General features: G+C 60.1%; 16 protein-coding genes. 6 read left to right on the forward strand and 10 right to left on the reverse strand.

Annotation, left to right across the window (positions count from 1 at the left end; genetic code table 11):
• Positions 1–13: 13 nt before the first annotated feature.
• The 5 genes from ABEG21_RS16605 to ABEG21_RS16625 form a co-directional block, all read right to left on the reverse strand.
• A complete protein-coding gene (locus tag ABEG21_RS16605) occupies positions 14–934 on the reverse strand; it encodes an ABC transporter permease subunit (protein ID WP_347557750.1) in 921 nt (306 codons plus the stop codon).
• A 78-nt stretch (positions 935–1012) separates the two neighbouring features.
• Positions 1013–2653, reverse strand: coding sequence for a peptide ABC transporter substrate-binding protein (locus ABEG21_RS16610; RefSeq protein WP_347557751.1), 1641 nt, complete (start codon positions 2651–2653; stop codon positions 1013–1015).
• A 125-nt stretch (positions 2654–2778) separates the two neighbouring features.
• Entirely contained in the window at positions 2779–3579 is an 801-nt protein-coding gene (locus ABEG21_RS16615) for a TonB family protein (RefSeq protein WP_347557752.1), read from the reverse strand.
• A complete protein-coding gene (locus tag ABEG21_RS16620; protein ID WP_347557753.1) occupies positions 3576–3995 on the reverse strand; it encodes a biopolymer transporter ExbD in 420 nt (139 codons plus the stop codon). Before ABEG21_RS16620 ends, ABEG21_RS16615 begins: the two co-directional genes overlap by 4 nt.
• 55 nt (positions 3996–4050) lie before the next feature.
• Positions 4051–4662 (reverse strand): MotA/TolQ/ExbB proton channel family protein, encoded by a 612-nt coding sequence (locus ABEG21_RS16625; protein ID WP_347557754.1) that lies wholly within the window; start codon positions 4660–4662, stop codon positions 4051–4053.
• Positions 4663–5642: 980 nt separating this feature from the next.
• Here ABEG21_RS16625 and ABEG21_RS16630 point away from each other — a divergent pair.
• Positions 5643–8372, forward strand: coding sequence for a TonB-dependent receptor (locus ABEG21_RS16630; RefSeq protein ID WP_347557755.1), 2730 nt, complete (start codon positions 5643–5645; stop codon positions 8370–8372).
• On the opposite strand, the gene ABEG21_RS16635 is transcribed toward ABEG21_RS16630, so the two are convergent.
• Entirely contained in the window at positions 8369–9850 is a 1482-nt protein-coding gene (locus tag ABEG21_RS16635) for a LysR family transcriptional regulator (protein WP_347557756.1), read from the reverse strand. The genes ABEG21_RS16630 and ABEG21_RS16635 overlap by 4 nt on opposite strands.
• A gap of 265 nt (positions 9851–10115) precedes the next feature.
• Between ABEG21_RS16635 and ABEG21_RS16640 the strand changes: the two genes are divergently transcribed.
• The 4 genes from ABEG21_RS16640 (at position 10116) to ABEG21_RS16655 (ending at position 14581) form a co-directional block, all read left to right on the forward strand.
• The gene (locus ABEG21_RS16640; protein ID WP_347557757.1) at positions 10116–10970 is read left to right on the forward strand and encodes an amidohydrolase family protein; all 855 of its coding nucleotides are present in this window, start codon (positions 10116–10118) and stop codon (positions 10968–10970) included.
• A 14-nt stretch (positions 10971–10984) separates the two neighbouring features.
• Entirely contained in the window at positions 10985–11884 is a 900-nt protein-coding gene (locus ABEG21_RS16645; RefSeq protein ID WP_347557758.1) for a hypothetical protein, read from the forward strand.
• Positions 11885–11962: 78 nt separating this feature from the next.
• A complete protein-coding gene (dctA, locus tag ABEG21_RS16650; RefSeq protein ID WP_347557759.1) occupies positions 11963–13327 on the forward strand; it encodes a C4-dicarboxylate transporter DctA in 1365 nt (454 codons plus the stop codon).
• Between the two features lie 102 nt (positions 13328–13429).
• A complete protein-coding gene (locus ABEG21_RS16655; RefSeq protein ID WP_347557760.1) occupies positions 13430–14581 on the forward strand; it encodes a porin in 1152 nt (383 codons plus the stop codon).
• Here ABEG21_RS16655 and ABEG21_RS16660 read toward each other — a convergent pair.
• From ABEG21_RS16660 to ABEG21_RS16675, 4 genes are all read right to left on the reverse strand, one after another.
• Entirely contained in the window at positions 14578–15123 is a 546-nt protein-coding gene (locus ABEG21_RS16660; RefSeq protein WP_347557761.1) for a diacylglycerol kinase, read from the reverse strand. The genes ABEG21_RS16655 and ABEG21_RS16660 overlap by 4 nt on opposite strands.
• Complete coding sequence (locus ABEG21_RS16665) at positions 15123–16154, reverse strand: glycosyltransferase family 1 protein (protein ID WP_347557762.1); 1032 nt, start codon at positions 16152–16154, stop codon at positions 15123–15125. The genes ABEG21_RS16660 and ABEG21_RS16665 overlap by 1 nt, the downstream gene beginning before the upstream one ends.
• Positions 16155–16186: 32 nt before the next feature.
• Positions 16187–17179: a UDP-2,3-diacylglucosamine diphosphatase gene (locus ABEG21_RS16670; RefSeq protein WP_347557763.1), complete on the reverse strand. Its 993-nt coding sequence runs from the start codon at positions 17177–17179 to the stop codon at positions 16187–16189.
• Between the two features lie 92 nt (positions 17180–17271).
• Positions 17272–18171, reverse strand: a complete 900-nt coding sequence (locus ABEG21_RS16675) for a LysR substrate-binding domain-containing protein (protein ID WP_347557764.1) — start codon at positions 18169–18171, stop codon at positions 17272–17274.
• A 216-nt stretch (positions 18172–18387) separates the two neighbouring features.
• Between ABEG21_RS16675 and ABEG21_RS16680 the strand changes: the two genes are divergently transcribed.
• Complete coding sequence (locus ABEG21_RS16680) at positions 18388–19350, forward strand: DMT family transporter (RefSeq protein ID WP_347557765.1); 963 nt, start codon at positions 18388–18390, stop codon at positions 19348–19350.
• The last annotated feature ends 14 nt before the right edge of the window (positions 19351–19364 follow it).

The following is a 19364-nucleotide window of genomic DNA, read 5'->3' on the forward strand; positions in this document are numbered from 1 at the left end:
CGTGCTCCGGGCCTCAGTAACGAATCTTCGGATCGAGCCAGGCGTAGGCAAGATCGACGGCCAGGTTCAGCAGCACCGCGACGACGGTGACCAATACGACAAGGCCCAAGACCAAGGTGTAGTCGCGATTCTCTGCGCCATTCACGATCAATTTCCCCAAACCCGGCAAGGAAAAGACCGATTCCGTCACCACCGCCGCGGTGATCGATCCGATCGCCAACGGGCCAAGCACGGAAACCACCGGAATCAAGGTTGGTCGCAAAGCATGTCGCAACACCACGGTGCGCCGCGACAAGCCTTTGGAAAAGGCCGTGCGGATATAGTCGGTATTCATCACCTCGATCAAACTGGCACGGGCTACCCGTCCGATCGTCGCGATATTGACGATGGTCAATAAGGCGATCGGCAACACCATGTATCGCACGTTGAAGTTATCCCACCCCCCTGCCGGAAACCACTTCAGCAAAATGGCGAAAAACAGTATCAACACCGGACCAATGACGAACGAGGGGAACGCACTGCCGGCATTGCTGATCATCATCAAAAGATAATCGACCGGGCTATTACGATACAAGGCCGCACACATGCCCAAGGCGATGCCGAACACGATCGAGATGGCCATGGCCGTCCCTCCGACCGTCAATGACACCGGTAACGCCTGGCGAACCAATGCATTCACGCTCCAGTCCGCGTAGCGGAAAGAAGCGCCCAGGTCACCGTGCAGCAAGCTCCACAGATAAAGCAGGTATTGCTTCCACAATGGCTGATCGAGATGATATTTCGCTTGCAGATTGGCCAGCACCGCGGCGGAGACCTTGCGGTCGCCGTCGAACGGCCCCCCTGGCGTGACGTGTAGCAACAGATAACAGACCGTGATGACAATCAGCAACGTCGGCACCGTGAAGAGCACGCGCCGCAACGTGTAAGACCACATGAACGCCTCCAGCAGACAGACGCAAACCGGCGCGGGTTACACGCCGTGCAGACCTGTCAGGGTTATGCCATTAATCGATCAATGCTTCAGGATGTACAAATCCTTTCCACGAAATCGATCCAGCAAATTGTCTTCGGTATAGCCGCCCACATAAGGCTTGACCAGGCGCGGTATCGTGATTTGAGAGAGCGGAATAATCGGATAGCCCTCCATGATTTCCGTGGCCGCTTGCGTCTGCAGCGTCTTTCTAACGACCGGATCGTTCGACGCGGACGCTTTATCAAGGAGGCTCTGCGCTTTCGGGTCGCAATAGTTCGAGTCGTTCTGATCCGAATGGCAGGCGATCAAGGTCAGGAAGGTACTCGCATCGTTGTAGTCACCCACCCAGCCATTGCGGGCCACCTGATATTGTCCGGTATGCCGCTGTTTCATCAGCACGCGGAATTCCATCGCATCGACTTCTGCATTCAAGCCGAGTTTGCTTTTCCATTCGGACGCGAGGAATATCGTGATGCGCTTATTGATTTCGCTGGTGTTATACGCGATATGCAAGGTCGTTCCCGCAGCCACGCCTGCTTCGCTCAACAGTGTCTTCGCCTCGGCAACGCGTTTCGGCATTGGCCAATCGGCCCACGCGTAACGGCTTACGTCGGCGCCATTCGTCCCCGGGACGATCACGCCATATAACGGAATTTGCCCATCCGCCATGACCCTTTTCACAAGCAGATCGCGGTCGATGACCATCGACAACGCTTCGCGAACACGCACATCCTTCAATAGCGAATCGGCGGTGTTCAATGAAAAGTAGCGCAAACCCAATATCGGGTTGTTGTGAATTTCTTTTGGGAACTGCTGCTTCATGCGATCGTACGACCCAGGTGGCAATTGATACACCCAGTCGTTTGCGCCCGATTGATACATCTTCACATCGGTGTCTTCGTTCTCGACGGGCAGATAGGTCACCTGGGTCAACTGCACATTCGCCGCATCCCAATAATAGGGATTCTTGACCACGACGATCCGATCATTGACGGCCCAGGACTTCAGCATATAGGCGCCGTCGCTGACCATATTCCCGGGCTTTGTCCAGTTCTCGCCAAACTGCTTTACGACCGCCGCATTGATTGGCCCGAGATTGGAGTTCGCCATCAGCGACGGCAGGAACGGTACCGGGTTCGGCGTTTTGACCTCCAGCGTGTGCGCATCGATTGCGCGTACCCCCAAGGCCGACACGGGTTTCTTGCCTGCAGCAACATCGAGTCCGTTCAACAGGAACACGCCATAGGCGGTTGCGTAGGGCGAGGCGGTTTTAGGATCGACAAGGCGCTGCATGCCGTAGACAAAATCGCCCGCCACCAAGGGCGCGCCGTTGGACCATTTCGCATTGGGGCGCAGATGGAAAATCCAGGTATCAGGGTCTTTCTGTTCCCACTTTTCAGCCATCCCCGGCACGGTACCGCCGTGGCTGTCATTCGCCGTCAAGCCCTCGAACAAGTCTTCGGTGACGGTATGCGCCGGCACGGATTCGGCCGTGTTCGGGTCGAGCGTTTCCACCTCGCTGCCTATATTACGCACCAGGGTCTGTTGTGCGGCGAGCTGCGTGCCGGGCGGAATCGCTGCCGCCTCGGCGAGGTGGTACAAGGCCATCCATAACGGCGCTGTTGCGAGGGCAACGGTAAAACCCGCCCTGTTCTTCCGTCGAAATACACTCTTATTCATACCACTCTTCCATGATTTTCCCACCACGTTGAGGCTCGGCGTCGTACCGATTCCTCCAAGCAGGCGCCGTCTGAAGGACGCCCTCACTTAGCGGGCTTGCAGACCCGCGCGATCGCCTAGCCGAGTCATTGATCGTCGTCGCTTCCCGAGGTGGTCTTGAATGAAAACACCACTTCACCCACGTACGACGTCGCGTTTTTCTGGCACTTATAGGCTTTCGCCGCGGCGATCACCGCTTCGTTGAACACCGTTGTCGGCGGCGAAGCCCGCACGATCGTGACATCGCCGACACTGCCATCCGGATTGATCGTCAGATGCGCGGTGACGTCGGACGAGATGCCGCGCTGCAATGCCGCTTTTGGAATAGTCGGCTGCACGGACTGACAATGCCCGCGACCGTCGACGACACCATGCAGCGCGGGTGGCGCGGGTGGCGCAGCAGGAGCGGCCGGCGCCGGCGGTGCAGCCGCTACCGTCGGAGCGGCCGGCGCCGCATCCGCTGGCGCGGTAGCCAATGCCGGCGCTTGGGCCGCAGGATGCGGCGCAGCGGGGATCACCGCGGGTTTCGGCACAGGCGCTGGTTTAGCCGGGGGCGCTTTCGGTGGCGGCTTCGGCGGTGGCGGCTTCGGCGTCAAAGGCTTCGGTGCCGGTGGCGGCTCAAGCTTCTTGACTTCCGGTGGAGGCGGAGGCGGCGGTGGTGGAGGCATCGTAATACGCATGGTCCGCGGCGGCGGCGGCGGGGGCTCGGCTTTAATATGAGACACACCAAAAACAATCAAGCCTTCCACCATCAATGCGCCGATGATGGCCAGGACCATCGTGCGACGGCTGTGGCCCGGCGCCTGATCATGCGACGCCCACAGCGCGCCGCCCATTCGTTGTCCGCTTCCACGCGACGAGTCGCTCATAGTGTGCGGTCGACTCATGGTGCCGGGTTCGTGACCAGCGCCACGGAGCTGATCCCCGCAGTGCGGACGATGTCCATCACGCCAATGATCTTTTTATAGTCCACGCCTTCGTCACCGGCTATCGCGACATCGACCTCCTTGTTCGATGCTTCTAGCGATTTCAACTGTGCGTCGAGCGCGGTGGCGTCCACCGGTTTGCCATCCATGAAGAAGTCGCCCGCCTTCGTGACGCCGATCGATACTTTGACGGATTTCTGCAAAGGCTGTGCAGTGCTTGACTGGGGTAAATCCAATTTGATACCAGCGCCCTGAATCATCTTCAAGGTTGCCAGCATGAAGAAAACGAGCAGGAACATCATGATGTCGATCATCGGAATGATCTCGATCCGCGCCTTCTCCTCCGCGCCCAAATAATGACTGCGGTGATTTCGCATCTACGGCCTCTCTATCTCAATGGTTCGGCTTCTGTGCTGTGGTCGCTTGGCGAACTCAAACAGAGAATCGAGAAACCAGCATCGACTTGATCAGATCGAATTGATTGACCGTCATACGAATGCGCTTGTTGAAATAGTTCAGGAAGATTACGCAGATAATCGCGATCAATAGTCCGCAGGCAGTCGACGTCAAAGCATGTCCGATACCCCCTGTCACCCCATTCGGATTCGACGTGCCGCTTGCACCGAGTACGTTGAACGACTGCACCATCCCAAAAATCGTGCCGAGCAAGCCAAGCAACGGCCCCAGTGTCACGGCCGTGTCGAGGATCCATAGATTGCGATCGAGACGCGGCATTTGAAACATGATGGTCTCCTCGATTTCACGTTCCACCGCCTCTTCCGCGCGACCATTCATCTTGACGGCGGAACGAACGAGTTCCGTCTGCACTGCGCTTGCGTAGTGCGCGATCAGCTTTTCCGCATCCTGTGTATTGTTTTCGCTTAACAACTTCAGGTCGTGCGCAATCGTCTTTCCGCTAAATACCGCACGAGAGAAGAACGCTAATCGTTCGATGATGACGGCGATCCCCAACAGGAAGATCAACGCCAGTACGGGAATCAAGCCCATCGATTGGGCGGAATACTCGATCAAGTTGTGCAGCACTGCAGACTCCGGTTAGGACTGGTTCAGACTGAATGCGAATGCGTGAAGGTCGCGCATCGCTAAAAACGACGGGGATAGGGTGCGTCGTTTGGCGGCCGTCTAAAGCATCGTCCATGCCAGATCGCATGATTACAAAACACCGACTTTCCTTACCTTTTTCGCAAGTCCTTGGCGCGACAGTGCATTCACTATCCGAATATTTATTATTCAGACCCCCTTAATTTTTGACCAGTGATGTCCAACGCATCATCGCTATTTATTTGATAACGATGAAATTAGGAAATAGGCATTCCAATTTGGTGCATCACGGGTTCAACATTACGAAATGCACCGTAAGCGTGAAATAGCACTTTCACAATCTTTCAGCAATATATAAATTTCTTTATAAATCAACAATTTGATTGACATTTCATTCGGACGACTTGCCATATTTACGAAATTTCAATTTACTTTCAATGAAAGGATCTGGGTTGATTTTCTAATTTTTTAATCGTTGATCGTGATAAATATTACGTAACTATTACGTAACAAAACGGTGCTGACATATCAATGGAAGATTAAATACGTCACGACAAAATAGTTTTTTATCGCAATTTTCGTATGGTAACGACGCTCGTTTTCAGGACGGATTGGATGAATGAATCGAAATATTTCTAACGACGTTATCGCCATATATTTCATTCACTTACTTAGAAAACAAACCCCGTAAATGATCAGGATTCCAGATCGGCAGCCTCTTGGATGGCACACCTCATGCTCTAGGTGCGACCGCTTCAAAGATTCGCATCCACTCGACACGATCGAGAAAGCATGGGTGCCATGGGTGCGGTTCCCCAGCGAGGCAGCGTTGGTATTCACGAATAGCCCATGAATCATGGGTGAAAACATACGCCGACGTTGCCAGGCCACGTCCGAAAAACGGCGAAATGGCCAGGCTGAGGTCGATCAAAAAATTGCGAGATCATCAGAAGGGGTGGTACGTGAGACAGAAGAAAATGGTTACGGCGATCAAGCGCATTCTCTACGCGGAATTGCTGTTCGGTGCCGCGATGGCGTCGGTGGCTTATGCGCAAACCACGCCTCCGGCAACGGGGACAAGTGCCGACAGCAGTACGCTCGCCGCAACAAGTGCAGCAACCCCATCTGGCGCCAGTGACAGCACCGCGGCGTCACCCGCCGTCAGCAAGCTTCAAACGGTGCAAGTGACCGGCTCCTTGATTCGTACCTCGGATAAGGTTGGGAACACCGAAGTGCAAACCGTGACGGCTCGCGAAATTCAGGCGTCTGGCTACACGACCGTCGCCGATTATCTTCGCAGCATGTCGGCCAACTCCGCGAGCAGTTGGTCACAGTCGGCCGCCAATACGACGGCCCCCGGGGGCGCCGGTATTGCCCTGCGCGGACTGAGCGAGAAGTACACCTTGGTCCTGGTCGATGGTCAGCGCGTCGCGAACTATGCAAAAGCGGTCAACTTCACCGATACCTTCTTCGACATCAACTCGATCCCCTTGAACATGGTGGATCGCATCGAAGTGGTGAAGACGGGGGCTGTCTCGCAATATGGGTCGGACGCTATCGCAGGCGTCGTCAATATCATCACGAAAAAGAATTTCCAAGGCTTGCAGATCGACGGCAACCTCGGCAAGGCACAACATCCCGGCGACGGGGTCGGCAACTTCAGCGTGTTGGCCGGTAAAGGCAATGTCAACACCGATGGCTGGAACTTCACCGGAGCGGCCAGTTGGTACCGTGACTCGGGTTCGTCCCTTGCGGACCGCGATATGACGGCGAACGGCGATTTCAGTGAATACCCCGGCGGCTCGAACGCCCCGCCGAACCAACGGGCGTCGTATTTCACGCTCCCCGACGGCTCAACTTCGGCCTTGGCGCCCTGTCCTTCCGGCAGTTCGGCAGGGCTGACCAGCGGCGCGTCGTGTTCCTACAAGAACAGCCAAGCCGTCTCGCTGATGCCGTCCACCACGCGCTTGAATGCGAAGGCGAGAGGGACGTTCCGCATCGATGACAGCACGCAGGCCTATGTGGACGTGTGGGCCAGCCGTAACGAAACGCAGCAGTGGGGCGGGTATCAGGCGCTTACCAGCTCGACCAATGCTTATGATCCGACGACGAATTCGGTCGCGCCGATCTCGCGCGTCGTCCCGGCCAGCAATCCGTACAACCCGTACGGGGTGCCGTCGACGCTTAACTACACCTTCCCGAATGCCATCGTCGGCACAGATACCGTCTCGACGTACTGGAAAACCTCCGCGGGCTTGAAAGGATCGTATTCATTGCCTAAGGCAGGGGATTGGGACTGGAATGTCGATGCGGGACATTCGCAAAGCACCGTCGACACCACTTACTACAACGACTTCAACGTCGCGGCACTCAACAACGTCATCAACAACGGCACGCTCGATTTTCAGAATCCCAGCCTGACGCCAAATGGCGAAAACGGGCTTTTCCAGAACGACTATCAACAGTCCATTTCGAAGCTCGATTCGATCCAGGCAACCACGTCGACGACGAATCTGTTCCACTTGCCCACCGGTGACGTCGGTTTGGGGCTGGGTACCGAATTCCGCCATGAAAGCAGCACGGTGAATGCCCAGACGTATTCGTCGTTGGGGATCACGGCGCCGGCCGCCATCCAGACGGTAGACGGTTCGCGTAACGTGGCGGCGGTGTTCTATCAAGCGCAGTTCCCGCTGTTGCGTAATTTGGTATTCACGCAATCCGGACGCTACGACCATTACAGCGACTTCGGTGGTGCTTTCTCGCCGAGTTTCGCGCTGCGCTTCCAGCCGGTCCAATCGATCACGGCGTATGCGTCTTATTCACGCGGCTTCCGCGCCCCGACGCTCGTCGAGAATTCTCAAGCGACCTATATCGGTCACCAGAACCTGTACGATCCGTATGCACCCGGTGGTGGTGCAACGTCGTTCACGACCGAACAGACGAACGGCAATCCGAACCTGCAGCCCGAACGCACGAAGAATTACAACATCGGCTTCGAGCTGTCGCCGAACAAAAACACCGATATCGGTGCGGCGTTCTATAAGGTCGTGATCGATAACGTCATCGGCACCGCCGACCCCGAGGCGCTCATTGTCGCGAACGATCCGGCGTCGGTCGTTCGAACGTCGACGGGCGCGATCGCTTACATCAATCAGCCGTTCACGAATCTGGGATCGCTGGACACGGATGGCTTCGACATGAACTTCCGCGAAACGATGGGGTCGCCTATCGGGACCTTCACGCTGGCGGGCGACTGGGCCTACGTCTGGCACTATAAGTTGCACAACACCGACGGAAGCGTGCAAGACTTCGCCGGCAATAACTATGCGTTGAACCAGCCGTTCGGCGCCAGTAACCCGCGTTGGAAAGGCACGACCACGTTGACGTGGGGCTTCAAGCAGTTCGTCACGACGCTGACCTGGCAATATACAGGACCTTACACCAATGCGATCGCCGAAGAGTACGGCGATCCCGGCACACAAGCGGTCGCGTCGTACAGTCAGTTCAATCTGTTCACGACCTATCGTGGCTTCAAGCATTGGACGATCTATGGTGGCATCTCGAATCTGGCCGACAAGAAGCCGCCGTTCGACGTCGAATGGCAGGGCTATCCGGATTACACCGGCTATGATCAGTCGCTTTATACCGACATGGGTCGTACATTTCAGGTGGGCGCAACGTATCGCTTCTAAGCTGTGAAGCGGTGCGCGGCCGCGGGCTGCGGCGCAACAAAGGGGCTGCCGCCCACGGCCGCTACGCCATGCCTGTCCATGGCGTCACTTTCCACCACGCCCATGCCGCTGTCGCCAAGCACCACCGGCCCCGCGTAAGGCGCTGCCGCATGGTCGAGTGCCTGCAGGAAAGCGGACTGTGCCGCCGTCGGCAGCCAGTCCTCGCGAACGGTCAGGCCGACCACGCGCGTGGCGGGGAGTTCCGGCAGCGACAGCGCGGCCAGCGCGTCGCCGTAGCGCGGGTGCCGGACCTGCGAACGCGACAGCAAGGTGACCGCATCGCCCTCGCACAACATCGCAATCATCATCGCCAGGGAACTGGTTTCGGCGACGATACGCATCGTCCCCCGCGCCTCTCCCGCGCCGACGCGTTCCCGCGCAACCTGCGGCGTGTTGCGCGCCATCTGTTCGCCGATCTGCGCCCATAGCGCCGTGATTACCGCACGGCGCGGCATGCCATCCGGCGGTGCGATCCAATCGAAGCGCGCCAGATCCGCCAGCGTGACGCGACCGCCACGCAATAAAGGATGACCTTGGCGCAAGGCGATCACATAAGGATCGTCGAACAACGGGCGCGCCAGCAGCCCAGCATCGCTATCGGGGTCCCGTAACGCGCCGACGATCACGTCCAACTCGCCATATCGCAACGCCTCGATCAGCGCGGTGCGATCGTCCTCGCGTACGACGATCCGCGCCGAGGGAAACTGCCGCACCACCCGTTGCGTGGCATCCGCGATCAGGCGCGGCGGACACATCGGCAGGACGCCCACCGCGATTCGCACGCTGACGGCCGCGCCGATGCCTGCCGCGCCGTCGCCGTGTCGATCGGCAGTCGCGCGCAATCCCAGCCCGACGGACTCGGCGATTTCATCGCGCGCCTGCGCCAGCTCCTGCAGCGCACGCCCCACATGCCGCGCGAAAGTTGCGCCGGCGGCAGTCACCTGCACGCTGTGCACGCGTCGGTGATAGAGCGGCAGACCGATCGTGCGTTCGAGTTCGCGCGCGGCACGATGCACGGCCGGTTGGGAGACGCCGAGCGCCGCCGCCGCCGCGGCCGCCGATCCATGTTGCGCGATGGCAAGATGGCAGCGCAGTTGCGCATCGCTCAAATGACGGCAGAGCGACGTCGCCTGCTCCGGTGCCACCTCACGGCCCATGACGGCCGACAAACCCAATTCGATCTGCGCGAACAGCCGCCGCACCCGTCGATGCAGAATATCGCCGGCTCGGGTCAGCGCACTGCCCTCCCGTCCACGCGCGAACAGCGAGACACCGAGCGACGCTTCCATTTTCAGGATAGCCTGACTGACCGCCGGCTGCGTGCGGCGCATCCGTTCCGCCGCTTGTCCGATGCCACCGGCCTCGCATACGGCTTCGAAAGCCAGTAACTGGCGCCAGTGAAACGGCGCGCCGTTCTGCGGGGTGGAAGGCTCGGCCATCGTTGCATTTTCCTCTCGGCGAAGGCGTATCCCTCGGGTCAACCGGATTCTGCGCGCCTCATTTGCATTACGGCATCCAGGTTAACCACCAGCTTTACCAAAATGAATGGCCGACAACGCAAATCGTATGACGCGCGACGCCCGAGCCACGCTTACAGTGTGCGCTATCGACGGCGATGTCACCGCTGCAACGGTCGCGCAACCTGACAGCGACAAGCGAAACGACGCCGCATTCACGCCTTATCTCGAAACCGGAGCATCAAAAATGTCACTCGTCGTGGATACACACACTCATGTGATCGCATCGGACACCACGCGCTATCCGCTGGGACCGATCGGTGGACATCGCTCGGAATGGTCGTCGAAGCGGCCCGTCGACGTCGACGGTCTCCTCGCCGAAATGGAGCAAGCGCGCGTGGACCGCGCCGTCGTGGTGCAGGCTTCCACCGTCTACGGCCATGACAATCGCCTCGTCGTCGATGCCGTCCGCGCGCATCCGAATCGCTTCATCGGCGTGTTTTCCGTCGATGTCCTCGCACCGGACGCCGTCGATCAGATCAAGCACTGGCAAGACGAAGGCCTCAGCGGTCTGCGGCTCTTCATGACGGGCACGACGATGCCCGGCCAGGCCGACTGGCTCGACGATCCGCGTGTTTTCCCGGCTTGGGAATACGCGCAAAAGGCACAATTGCCAATCTGCCTGCAGATGACGATGGCAGGGCTGCCGGCGCTGCGCGGCATGCTGCAGCGCTTCCCGGAAATCAGCGTCCTGCTCGACCATCTGGCACGGCCGGACCTGTCGGACGGCGCGCCCTACGCCGCCGCGCAGCCGCTGTTCGACATGGCGTCCTTCCCCGGCGTTTATCTCAAATTGACGAACCGTACGCTGGCGGAAGCCAAACGTGGGGCGTCGACGCCGGCCGCTTTCCTGGAAAAGCTGCTGGCGAGCTTCGGCCCGAACCGCGTCGCGTGGGGCTCGAATTTCCCGGCGGCCGAAGGGACGCTGGCCGCGCTGCGCGAGGAAGCCGAGACCGATACCGCCGCCGTTCCGTCCGCAGCACGTGAAGCGCTGTTCGGCGGCACCGCCCAGCAGCTGTATCCGGCACTGGCCGCACGTTGATTCGGAGTGACGCCATGACAAACCTTTCGCAGCCGCGCCTCAGCATCGCGCTGAAGACGTATCCGCATACCGCCGGCATCAAGGAAGGGCGATTGCACGATCCGCGCGTATCGCTCGACATCCAGGAAGTGGAGCCGATTCACCGGGCGTTCGCGCCGATGGCACGCGAGCAGGCGTTCGATGTCAGTGAAATGGCGATCGTTACCTATCTGCAAGCCAAGGCATACGGCAAGCCGCTGGTATTGTTCCCGGCAGTCGTCGCGGCGCGTTTCCAGCAAGGCTGTTTGATCCGGCGTACCGATCGTCCGTTCGACGTCACCGGCTTGCGTGGTCGCCGTATCGGCGTACGGGCCTACACCCAGACCACCGGCATGTGGATTCGCGCGATTCTGTCCGGGACGTACGGCGTGGATCTGCAGTCAATCGAATGGGTCACATTCGAGCCGGCCCATTTGCAGGAATACGAAGATCCCGCGTGGGTGACGCGCGCGCCGAAGGGAGCCGACATGCTGGAGATGCTGCGCGACGGCACGCTCGACGCCGCGATCTACGGCAACGATCTGCCGGACGATCCGACGTTCTCACCGGTCATCGCCGATGCCGCACAAGCGGACCGCGACTGGTACGCAACGCATCGCTATGTGCCGATCAACCATATGGTCGTCATGCGCAGCGATATCGCGCATGAAAACCCGGAAGCGTATCGCGCCGTGTACGCGCTGTTGAAGCGCGGCAAGGAAGCGGCGCCCCCGCGTGCCGACGGTATCGATCGTTATCCGATCGGAATCGACGCGTTGACCGGCCCGATGCGTGAAATCCTCGCCTTCTGCGATGAACAGCGCTTGTTGCCTGCACCCATCACCGTCGAAGCACTGTTCGCCGAAAGCCGCGCCCTGCTCGACGGGCTCGCCTGATCGGTTTCGAAAGTACCTATAAAAAACGCAGGCGTGGACAACGTATCCGCGCCGCATCGGCAGTAAATAGGAGACGTCATGACATTGCCCGATATTCACAAGAAGCAGGCGCCCGCATCATCGCGGCGCAAGCCCTTTTACCGCGACCTGTCGTTCCAGGTCTTTGCCGGGATGGTGCTGGGCGTTGCGCTCGGCTATTTCTTCCCGAACGTCGGCGTGTCGATGCAAGCGCTCGGCGATGCCTTTATTCGCGTGATTCAGATGCTGGTCGGACCGATCATCTTCTGCACGGTCTGTACCGGCATCGCCGGCGCGCACGACATGAAGAAGGTGGGACGCGTCGCGGTCAAGGCGTTGATCTACTTCGAAGTAGTGACGTCGTTGGCCTTGGTGATCGGTCTGGTGACGATCAACGTGATGAAGCCGGGCGTCGGCATGCACGTCGACGTAAGCAGCCTGCCCAGCAGCGATGCGATTGCCGGAAAGGCCGCGCATCCGGTCTCCGCGAGCGCCTTCCTGCTGAATGTGATTCCGCACACCGCGTTCAACGCGTTCGCCAGCGGCGATATCCTGCAAGTGCTGTTTTTCTCGGTGTTGTTCGCATTCGGCCTCGCCGCCATCGGCGAACGCGCGCAACCAGCACTGCGTTTCATCGACAGCTGTTCGCAAGTGCTGTTCTGGATCATCGGCCTGGTCATGAAGGTGGCGCCGATCGCGGCATTCGGCGCGATCGCGTTCACGGTGGGTAAATTCGGTTTCGGCACGCTGCTGTCGCTCGGACGGCTGATCCTCGAGTTCTATCTGACCTGCGGCTTGTTCTTCCTGCTCATTTTATGGCCGATCTCGCGCGTAACCGGTTTCAGCCTGTGGAAGATGATGCGCTATGTGGGGGCTGAGTTGCTGCTCGTGCTCGGGACCAGTTCATCGGAAACGGTCTTCCCGCAATTGATCGACAAACTCGAACGCCTCGGCTGCGAGAAATCGGTCGTCGGTCTGGTGCTTCCCACCGCTTATACGTTCAACCACGACGGCACCTGCCTCTACTTTGCCGCGGCGGCGATCTTCCTCGCCCAGGCAACCGACGTGCCGATGGACTGGCACGCCCAGCTGCTGCTGCTCGCCGTGCTGTTGCTGACATCGAAAGGCGCGGCAGGCGTGTCCGGTGCCGCCATCGCCGTGCTGGCCGCGACGCTGGCTGCCAGCCATACCATTCCCGTCGCGTCGATCGCCCTGATCCTGGGCATCCATCGCGCCATGTCCGCCGCCTTCGTCTTCACGAATATCGCCGGCAACTGCGTCGCCACCATCGTCGTGGCCGCGTGGGAAAAGGCACTGAATCGCACGACGCTCGCCGATGAACTGAATCGGGGCTATAAACCGCTGGCACCCGATGCAGCAGAGGCGCAAGGTTTCGATCGTCCGACGCACCCTATCGGCCACTAATCCGGCCTGTACCGCAGTACCTATACACCAAGCACTAAGCCGACCCGGCCGCATCGCACTCCAGCGATCGGCAAGGGAAAGGCACGCCCAAGGAGACCTGTCATGACCCGTATCGCACTCTTTCCCGACTCGTCCAGCGCGCGTACACGAAGCCGTGTACCCAGCGCCATGACGGATATCACGACGCCCGGCCTGACACGCGCGGGCATGCGTCCCTCCGTGCGCGCGCTGCGCTTCGCGGCACGGCCCGTCTCGGTGGTGGCAATGTTGTGCCTCGCCTCGGGCGCTTATGCCCAGTCGTCGGTCACGCTGTCAGGAACCGTGGATGGCGGGATTCGCTATCTGACGAACGGCAACACGACGGGTGGCAATGTCGTGACGATGAATTCGAACGGTTATTACAGCTCGAACAAGATCGACTTCATCGGACGCGAAGATTTGGGGGGTGGTTGGAATGCACATTTCACCTTGGAAAACGGCTTCAATCTGTCCAACGGCGCTTACGACAACACGACCGGCATCGAATTCAACCGGCAGGCGTTTGTCGGTTTGGGCAACAATCAATGGGGTAGCATCGATTTGGGCCGTCAGTACACGATCGCCCATGACATCATTTCGTATTACGACCCGTTCCACTTCCACTTCACGCCGTTGATTCCGTTGACAACGGCGGCCGACGGCACGCGCTTCAACAACGACGCGAAATACAAGGGCCGATTCGGGCCGATGCTCGTCGAGGCCGACAATTCCTTCGGCGGCGTGGCGGGCTCCTTCAGCAGCGGCGCCGCGCGCGGGCTCGGGCTGAGCTACTCGCAGGGACCGGTCTCCGCCGGCGGCTTGGTCGAACACCGTACCGTGCTGGTAGGCACGAGCTACCAATCCGATGATTACTATATGGCCGGCACAAAGTTCAAGTTCGGCAAGTTCGAAGTGACGGGCGGTTATATGGCGGAGAGTCAGGCCAATCCGACCACCACGCATACGGTGACCCGCAATGCCTTCGGCGGCGCGAGCTATCACTTCACGAATGCGCTTTCCTTCACCGCCGGCTATTACCAGACGAACGTCTCGAACGATCGCGCGTCGAGCCGCGCCTTGTCGATCGCCTCGCTGGCCTACCAATTGTCGCGGCGGACGACAGTCTATGCAGAAGGCGATTACACGCGCTTCAAGCACAGCGTGGTCTCCACGTTGAACACGAGCGGTAAGAAGTCGCAGATCGGCGCCACCGTCGGCATCGATCATATGTTCTAAAACCGCGCCGCGAGGCGGGCGAGCACGCTATCGCTCCCCCACTCACGGCACCAATGCCAGAGCAGCGGCCCCGCCAGCACACCCCAGGTCATCAGGCACAGACCCAGCGCCAACATCACGGCGGCGCTCCCCAGATCCTTTGCCCGCCGCGACAACTCGTGATGTTCGAGCGAGATCCGATCGATGGCCGTTTCCACGCCCGAATTCAGCAACTCGACGATCAGCACGAGCAGGACCGAGCCGATCAACAGCACATGCGCGATCGGTTCCACCGGCAGGAAGACGCCGATCGGCAGCAGGATGGCGGCCAGCGTCAACTCCTGACGGAAAGCACTTTCCTCGCGAATCGCCACCCTGACGCCGGCAATCGAATTTTTCATCGCGTGCCAGGCGCGCGTCAGGCCGCGATTTCCCTTGTACGGATTGAAGGGCAGCGGCGTCGGCGTCGACGGTGGCACGCGCGGCGCATCGGCCGTTTCCGTTCCCGGCGCGCCGGACGCCTTCTCGTTGTCACGCGGCGGTCCGCGATGCACGCTGCGCATCAGGCTGCCTGGTGCACGTCATGTGGCGACGTCGGAGCGACCGGCTTCAGATGCGATGCAAACTGATGCGAGGCCGCCGGCCATGAAAAGCGCTCCGCCCAGGCACGCGCCGTCGATCGATCGATCGCCACGGCAGCCAAACACGCCTCGCGCAGATCCTCGCGCATCGCCCCGGCGGGGCCGTCGGCGAGCACATCGATCGGCCCCGTTACCGGGTAAGCGGCCACCGGCGTGCCGCTCGCGAGCGCTTCGAGCAAGACCAGGCCGAAGGTGTCGGTACGGCTGGGGAAGACGAAGACATCGGCACTGGCATAGACCTTCGCCAGATCCGGCTGCGACAACACGCCGAGATAGTTCACCTGCGGATAGCGCGCCTTCAGATCGGCCAAAGCCGGTCCGTCGCCGGCCACCCATTTCGACCCAGGCAAATCGAGTTTTAAAAACGCCTCGACATTCTTTTCCACCGCCACGCGGCCCACATACAGAAAAATGGGATGGGCCGTGTTCAGCGCATGCGCGTCCTGTGGATGGAAAATATCGAGATCGACGCCGCGCGTCCACAGCACGACGTTGCGGAAACCGTTATTTTCCAAGTCCTGGACCACCACCGGGGTCGGCGCCATCACGGCCTCCGACGGCCCGTGGAACCAGCTCAGAAAGCGATACGTCCATCCGATCGGAATCCCGAAACGCGCATGGACGTATTCCGGGAAGCGCGTGTGGTAAGCGGTGGTGAACGGCAGGCCGTTGCGTAATGCGTACCGACGCGCCGCCATTCCCAGCGGGCCCTCGGTGGAAATATGCAGCGCATCCGGCGCGAAACGTCGAATACGGTCTTCGAGCCGGCGCTTCGGAAATAAAGAGAGACGGATTTCGGGATAGGTCGGACAGGGAATCGTGCGGAATTCGAGCGGCGTCAGTAGCTCGACCTGATGGCCTTGCGCGATCAACTCGCGCGTCGTGTTTTTGAGCGTACGCACCACCCCGTTGACTTGCGGTTCCCAAGCATCGGTCACGATCATGATCTTCATCGACTCAGCATCCTCTACGCGCGGTTTCAAGGTCACGCCGCCACCTGCGTGGCATGCACGGTTGCTTCAGGCGAGTGCTTGACGGTCCAGTAGACGATCTTCAGCTCCCCTTCGAACGTTTCCACCAAGGCCGACAGGCTTTCGACCCAGTCGCCATCGTTGCAATACAAGACGCCATCGATATCGCGAATCTCGGCCTTGTGAATATGCCCGCACACCACGCCGTCACAGCCGCGACGACGCGCTTCATCGGTCATGACCTGTTCGAACGCCGAAATGAAATTCACCGCGTTTTTTACCTGATGCTTCAGGTATTGCGACAGCGACCAATAGCCGAAGCCCATTTTGTTGCGGATGCGATTGAACCAGCGATTCAGTACGAGGATCGCCGAATACAGGGTGTCGCCCAGATAGGCCAGCCACTTCGCGTGCTGGATCACGCCATCAAAAAGATCGCCATGAACGATCCACAGCCGTTTGCCGGCAGCCGTCGTGTGGAAAGCCTCCTGGCGTACCAGGATGTCGCCGAAGGCGATATCGCAGAACTGCCGCGCCATCTCGTCGTGGTTGCCCGGGACGTAGACGACATGCGTGCCCTTGCGTGCTTTGCGAAGCACTTTCTGCACGACATCGTTGTGCGCCTGCGGCCAGTACCAGCCTTTTTTGAGACGCCATCCATCGATGATGTCGCCTACCAGATAGAGGCTTTCCGATTCGTTGTACTTCAGAAAATCCAGCAGGTAGTCCGCCTGGCAGCCGCTGGATCCGAGGTGGATGTCGGAGAGCCAGATCGTGCGATAGTGATGCAGCGGCGGGTCCGCCTCTTCCGGTGGCGCTTCCGGGCGTGCGATGCCATGATCCGGATCGCGAAGCTGCCGCGGCGGGGCGGCGATCGCGTCCGGTGATGTTCTGCCGAAGGCGTCGGGGACGACGTCCCCGGTGCGTGCGGCGATGGGGGCATCGATAAGGCTGTCGACACGCATATGCGGTCCCAGCAAGGATGCCGCGAACGATTTCGGTTCCATGGCGCGCGCTCGAGTGGCAGTACCCGCATTGCGCCACTTGCGTGCGTCAGGGTCATGGCAATTTCAAGTCGAAACGATGACACGCGCACATATCACACGCGCGCTTCATTGACCGAGCCCGGCAAGGGGATATCGCGCGGCGGCCCCGCCAGATTGCGATGCAGGAATGCGGCCAGTCGCTGCGTGGCCGCCCCTTCGGACTCCTCCCGTTTGACGACGCTCAGTTCGAGCGCTTTCAACGGCGGCAGCCCCTCGGCTTCACCAACGATCCGCAATGTTGGCGGGACGCTGCAACGGGCCAGGCCGGCCACCGCCAGCCCCGCTTGAACGATTGCGGACAGTCCCAGCAGGCTCTCGCTGGAATAGGTGCTGCGATACTGTCGTCCGGCCTCGCCCAGCGCTTGCACCACGTTGCGTCGTGCCGCACAGCCGCCATCGAACAAGGCGATCGGCAACGGGTCGGCGTCCCAATCGACATACTGCGGCGAGGCCACCCAGACGAACGGTTCATACCGCGAGACCGCGAAGGCTTGCGTCGGCAGTCGCGTCACCACGGCGACATCTATCTTGCCCTCGTCCATCGCGCGCAACAACTTCACCGACGGCGCGCAGATCAACTCGACGGTGACCAGCGGATGGGCGGCGGCAAATCGTGCCAGCACGCCCGGCAGAACGAATGCGGCGTAATCGTCAGGGACACCGAAACGGACCGAGCCGGTCTCCTCTGGACGCGTGACGCTCGCCCACGCTTCGTCGGACAGCTTTAGCAGTCGGCGCGCGTAGACCAGGAAGGCCTCGCCGGTCGCGGTCGCCTTGACCGCGCGCGGACTGCGATCCAACAGGGTTTTTCCTACCGTCTGCTCGAGTCGCTGCATCTGCATGCTGATGGCCGATTGGCTGCGGTGCACGCGCAGCGCGGCCGTCGTGAAGCTGCCCGTGTCGGCAACGGCGACAAAGGTTCGCACTAGATCGAGATCCAAGGGAGTGTTCATCGCCATATCAACAAATCGAATAGATAAGTTCAATTCTATTCGTTTGCTTGAACCTCCAGCAAGTCCGACACTGTCATCGACGCCTCGCTATGCCGATGCCGTCGACAACCGTTGCAACGAGCCGATCTCCTGATGCACGCATGACGCGCGTACCGGGCGCGGCCAGGCAACGGCGATGAACGGTCGTCCCGTCGCACTCTTTTGGAAGCCGCCACCATGGCAGAGCATCGAATCGATTCACCTACCCTTGTCCGTGCTGAGGCCGCCGAAAAGTCCCCTCGCGGGCCGGCACTTCGCCTGGCCGCTGCAATGGCCATTCTGGGAACGGTGGGCGCCTTCACCATCGAAGGAGGCCAGGACGCGGTGACCTCGGTATTCTGGCGCTGCGTCTTTGGCGCGCTTTTCCTGATGGTGTGGACGCTGGCGCGCGGTGAATTCCGGGCAGGCGTCGCCTTGATCCGCGCCCGGCCCGCTCAGGGCGGCCGGATCCTGGCCGTCAGCCTCTGTCAGATCGTCAGTTGGGTCGCGTTCTTCGCCAGTTTCTCTTATACGACGCTGGCGACGACGACGATCGTCTATCACGTCTATCCTTTTTTGATACTGGGGATCGGGGCCGTCGTGCTGCGGGAACGTATTCCGATGGCGCAACTAGGCTGGATTGGTGTCGCCTTCGTCGGCCTCATCCTCGCGAGCGGCACCGGCGGCGCGACGCACGATACCGGCGCTCGCCATGCGCATCTGCTCGGTATCGGCCTGAGCCTGGGCGCGGCCCTCGCCTACGCCGCCGGCATCATGCTGTCGCGTGGTGTGCTGGCGCCACCGCCGTTCACGACCTTATGCCAGTCCTTGCTGGGCGTGCTGTTGCTCGCACCGCTTGCCACGCTCCATCACGCGCTGTCGTGGCAACAACTCGGCTGGCTGGTGGGCTTGGGCGTGATCCACACGGGCATTGCCTACACGCTGACGTATTCCGCTTACCCAAAACTGAGCGCGCCGATTATCAGCGGCATCGCCTTTCTCTATCCGCTGGTCGCGATCGTCATCGATTGGACCTGCTATCACCACCCGCTGTCTGTCGCGGACTTTATCGGCTTGGGATTGATTGGCGTGGCGACCGTCGGATCCCGTTTGGGATGGCGTTTTCGCCTGCCCCTGCGGCGGCGTCGATGCACCGCGTAGTCCACGCAAATGCC

The organism is Robbsia sp. KACC 23696, assembly GCF_039852015.1.
GTDB lineage: Bacteria > Pseudomonadota > Gammaproteobacteria > Burkholderiales > Burkholderiaceae > Robbsia.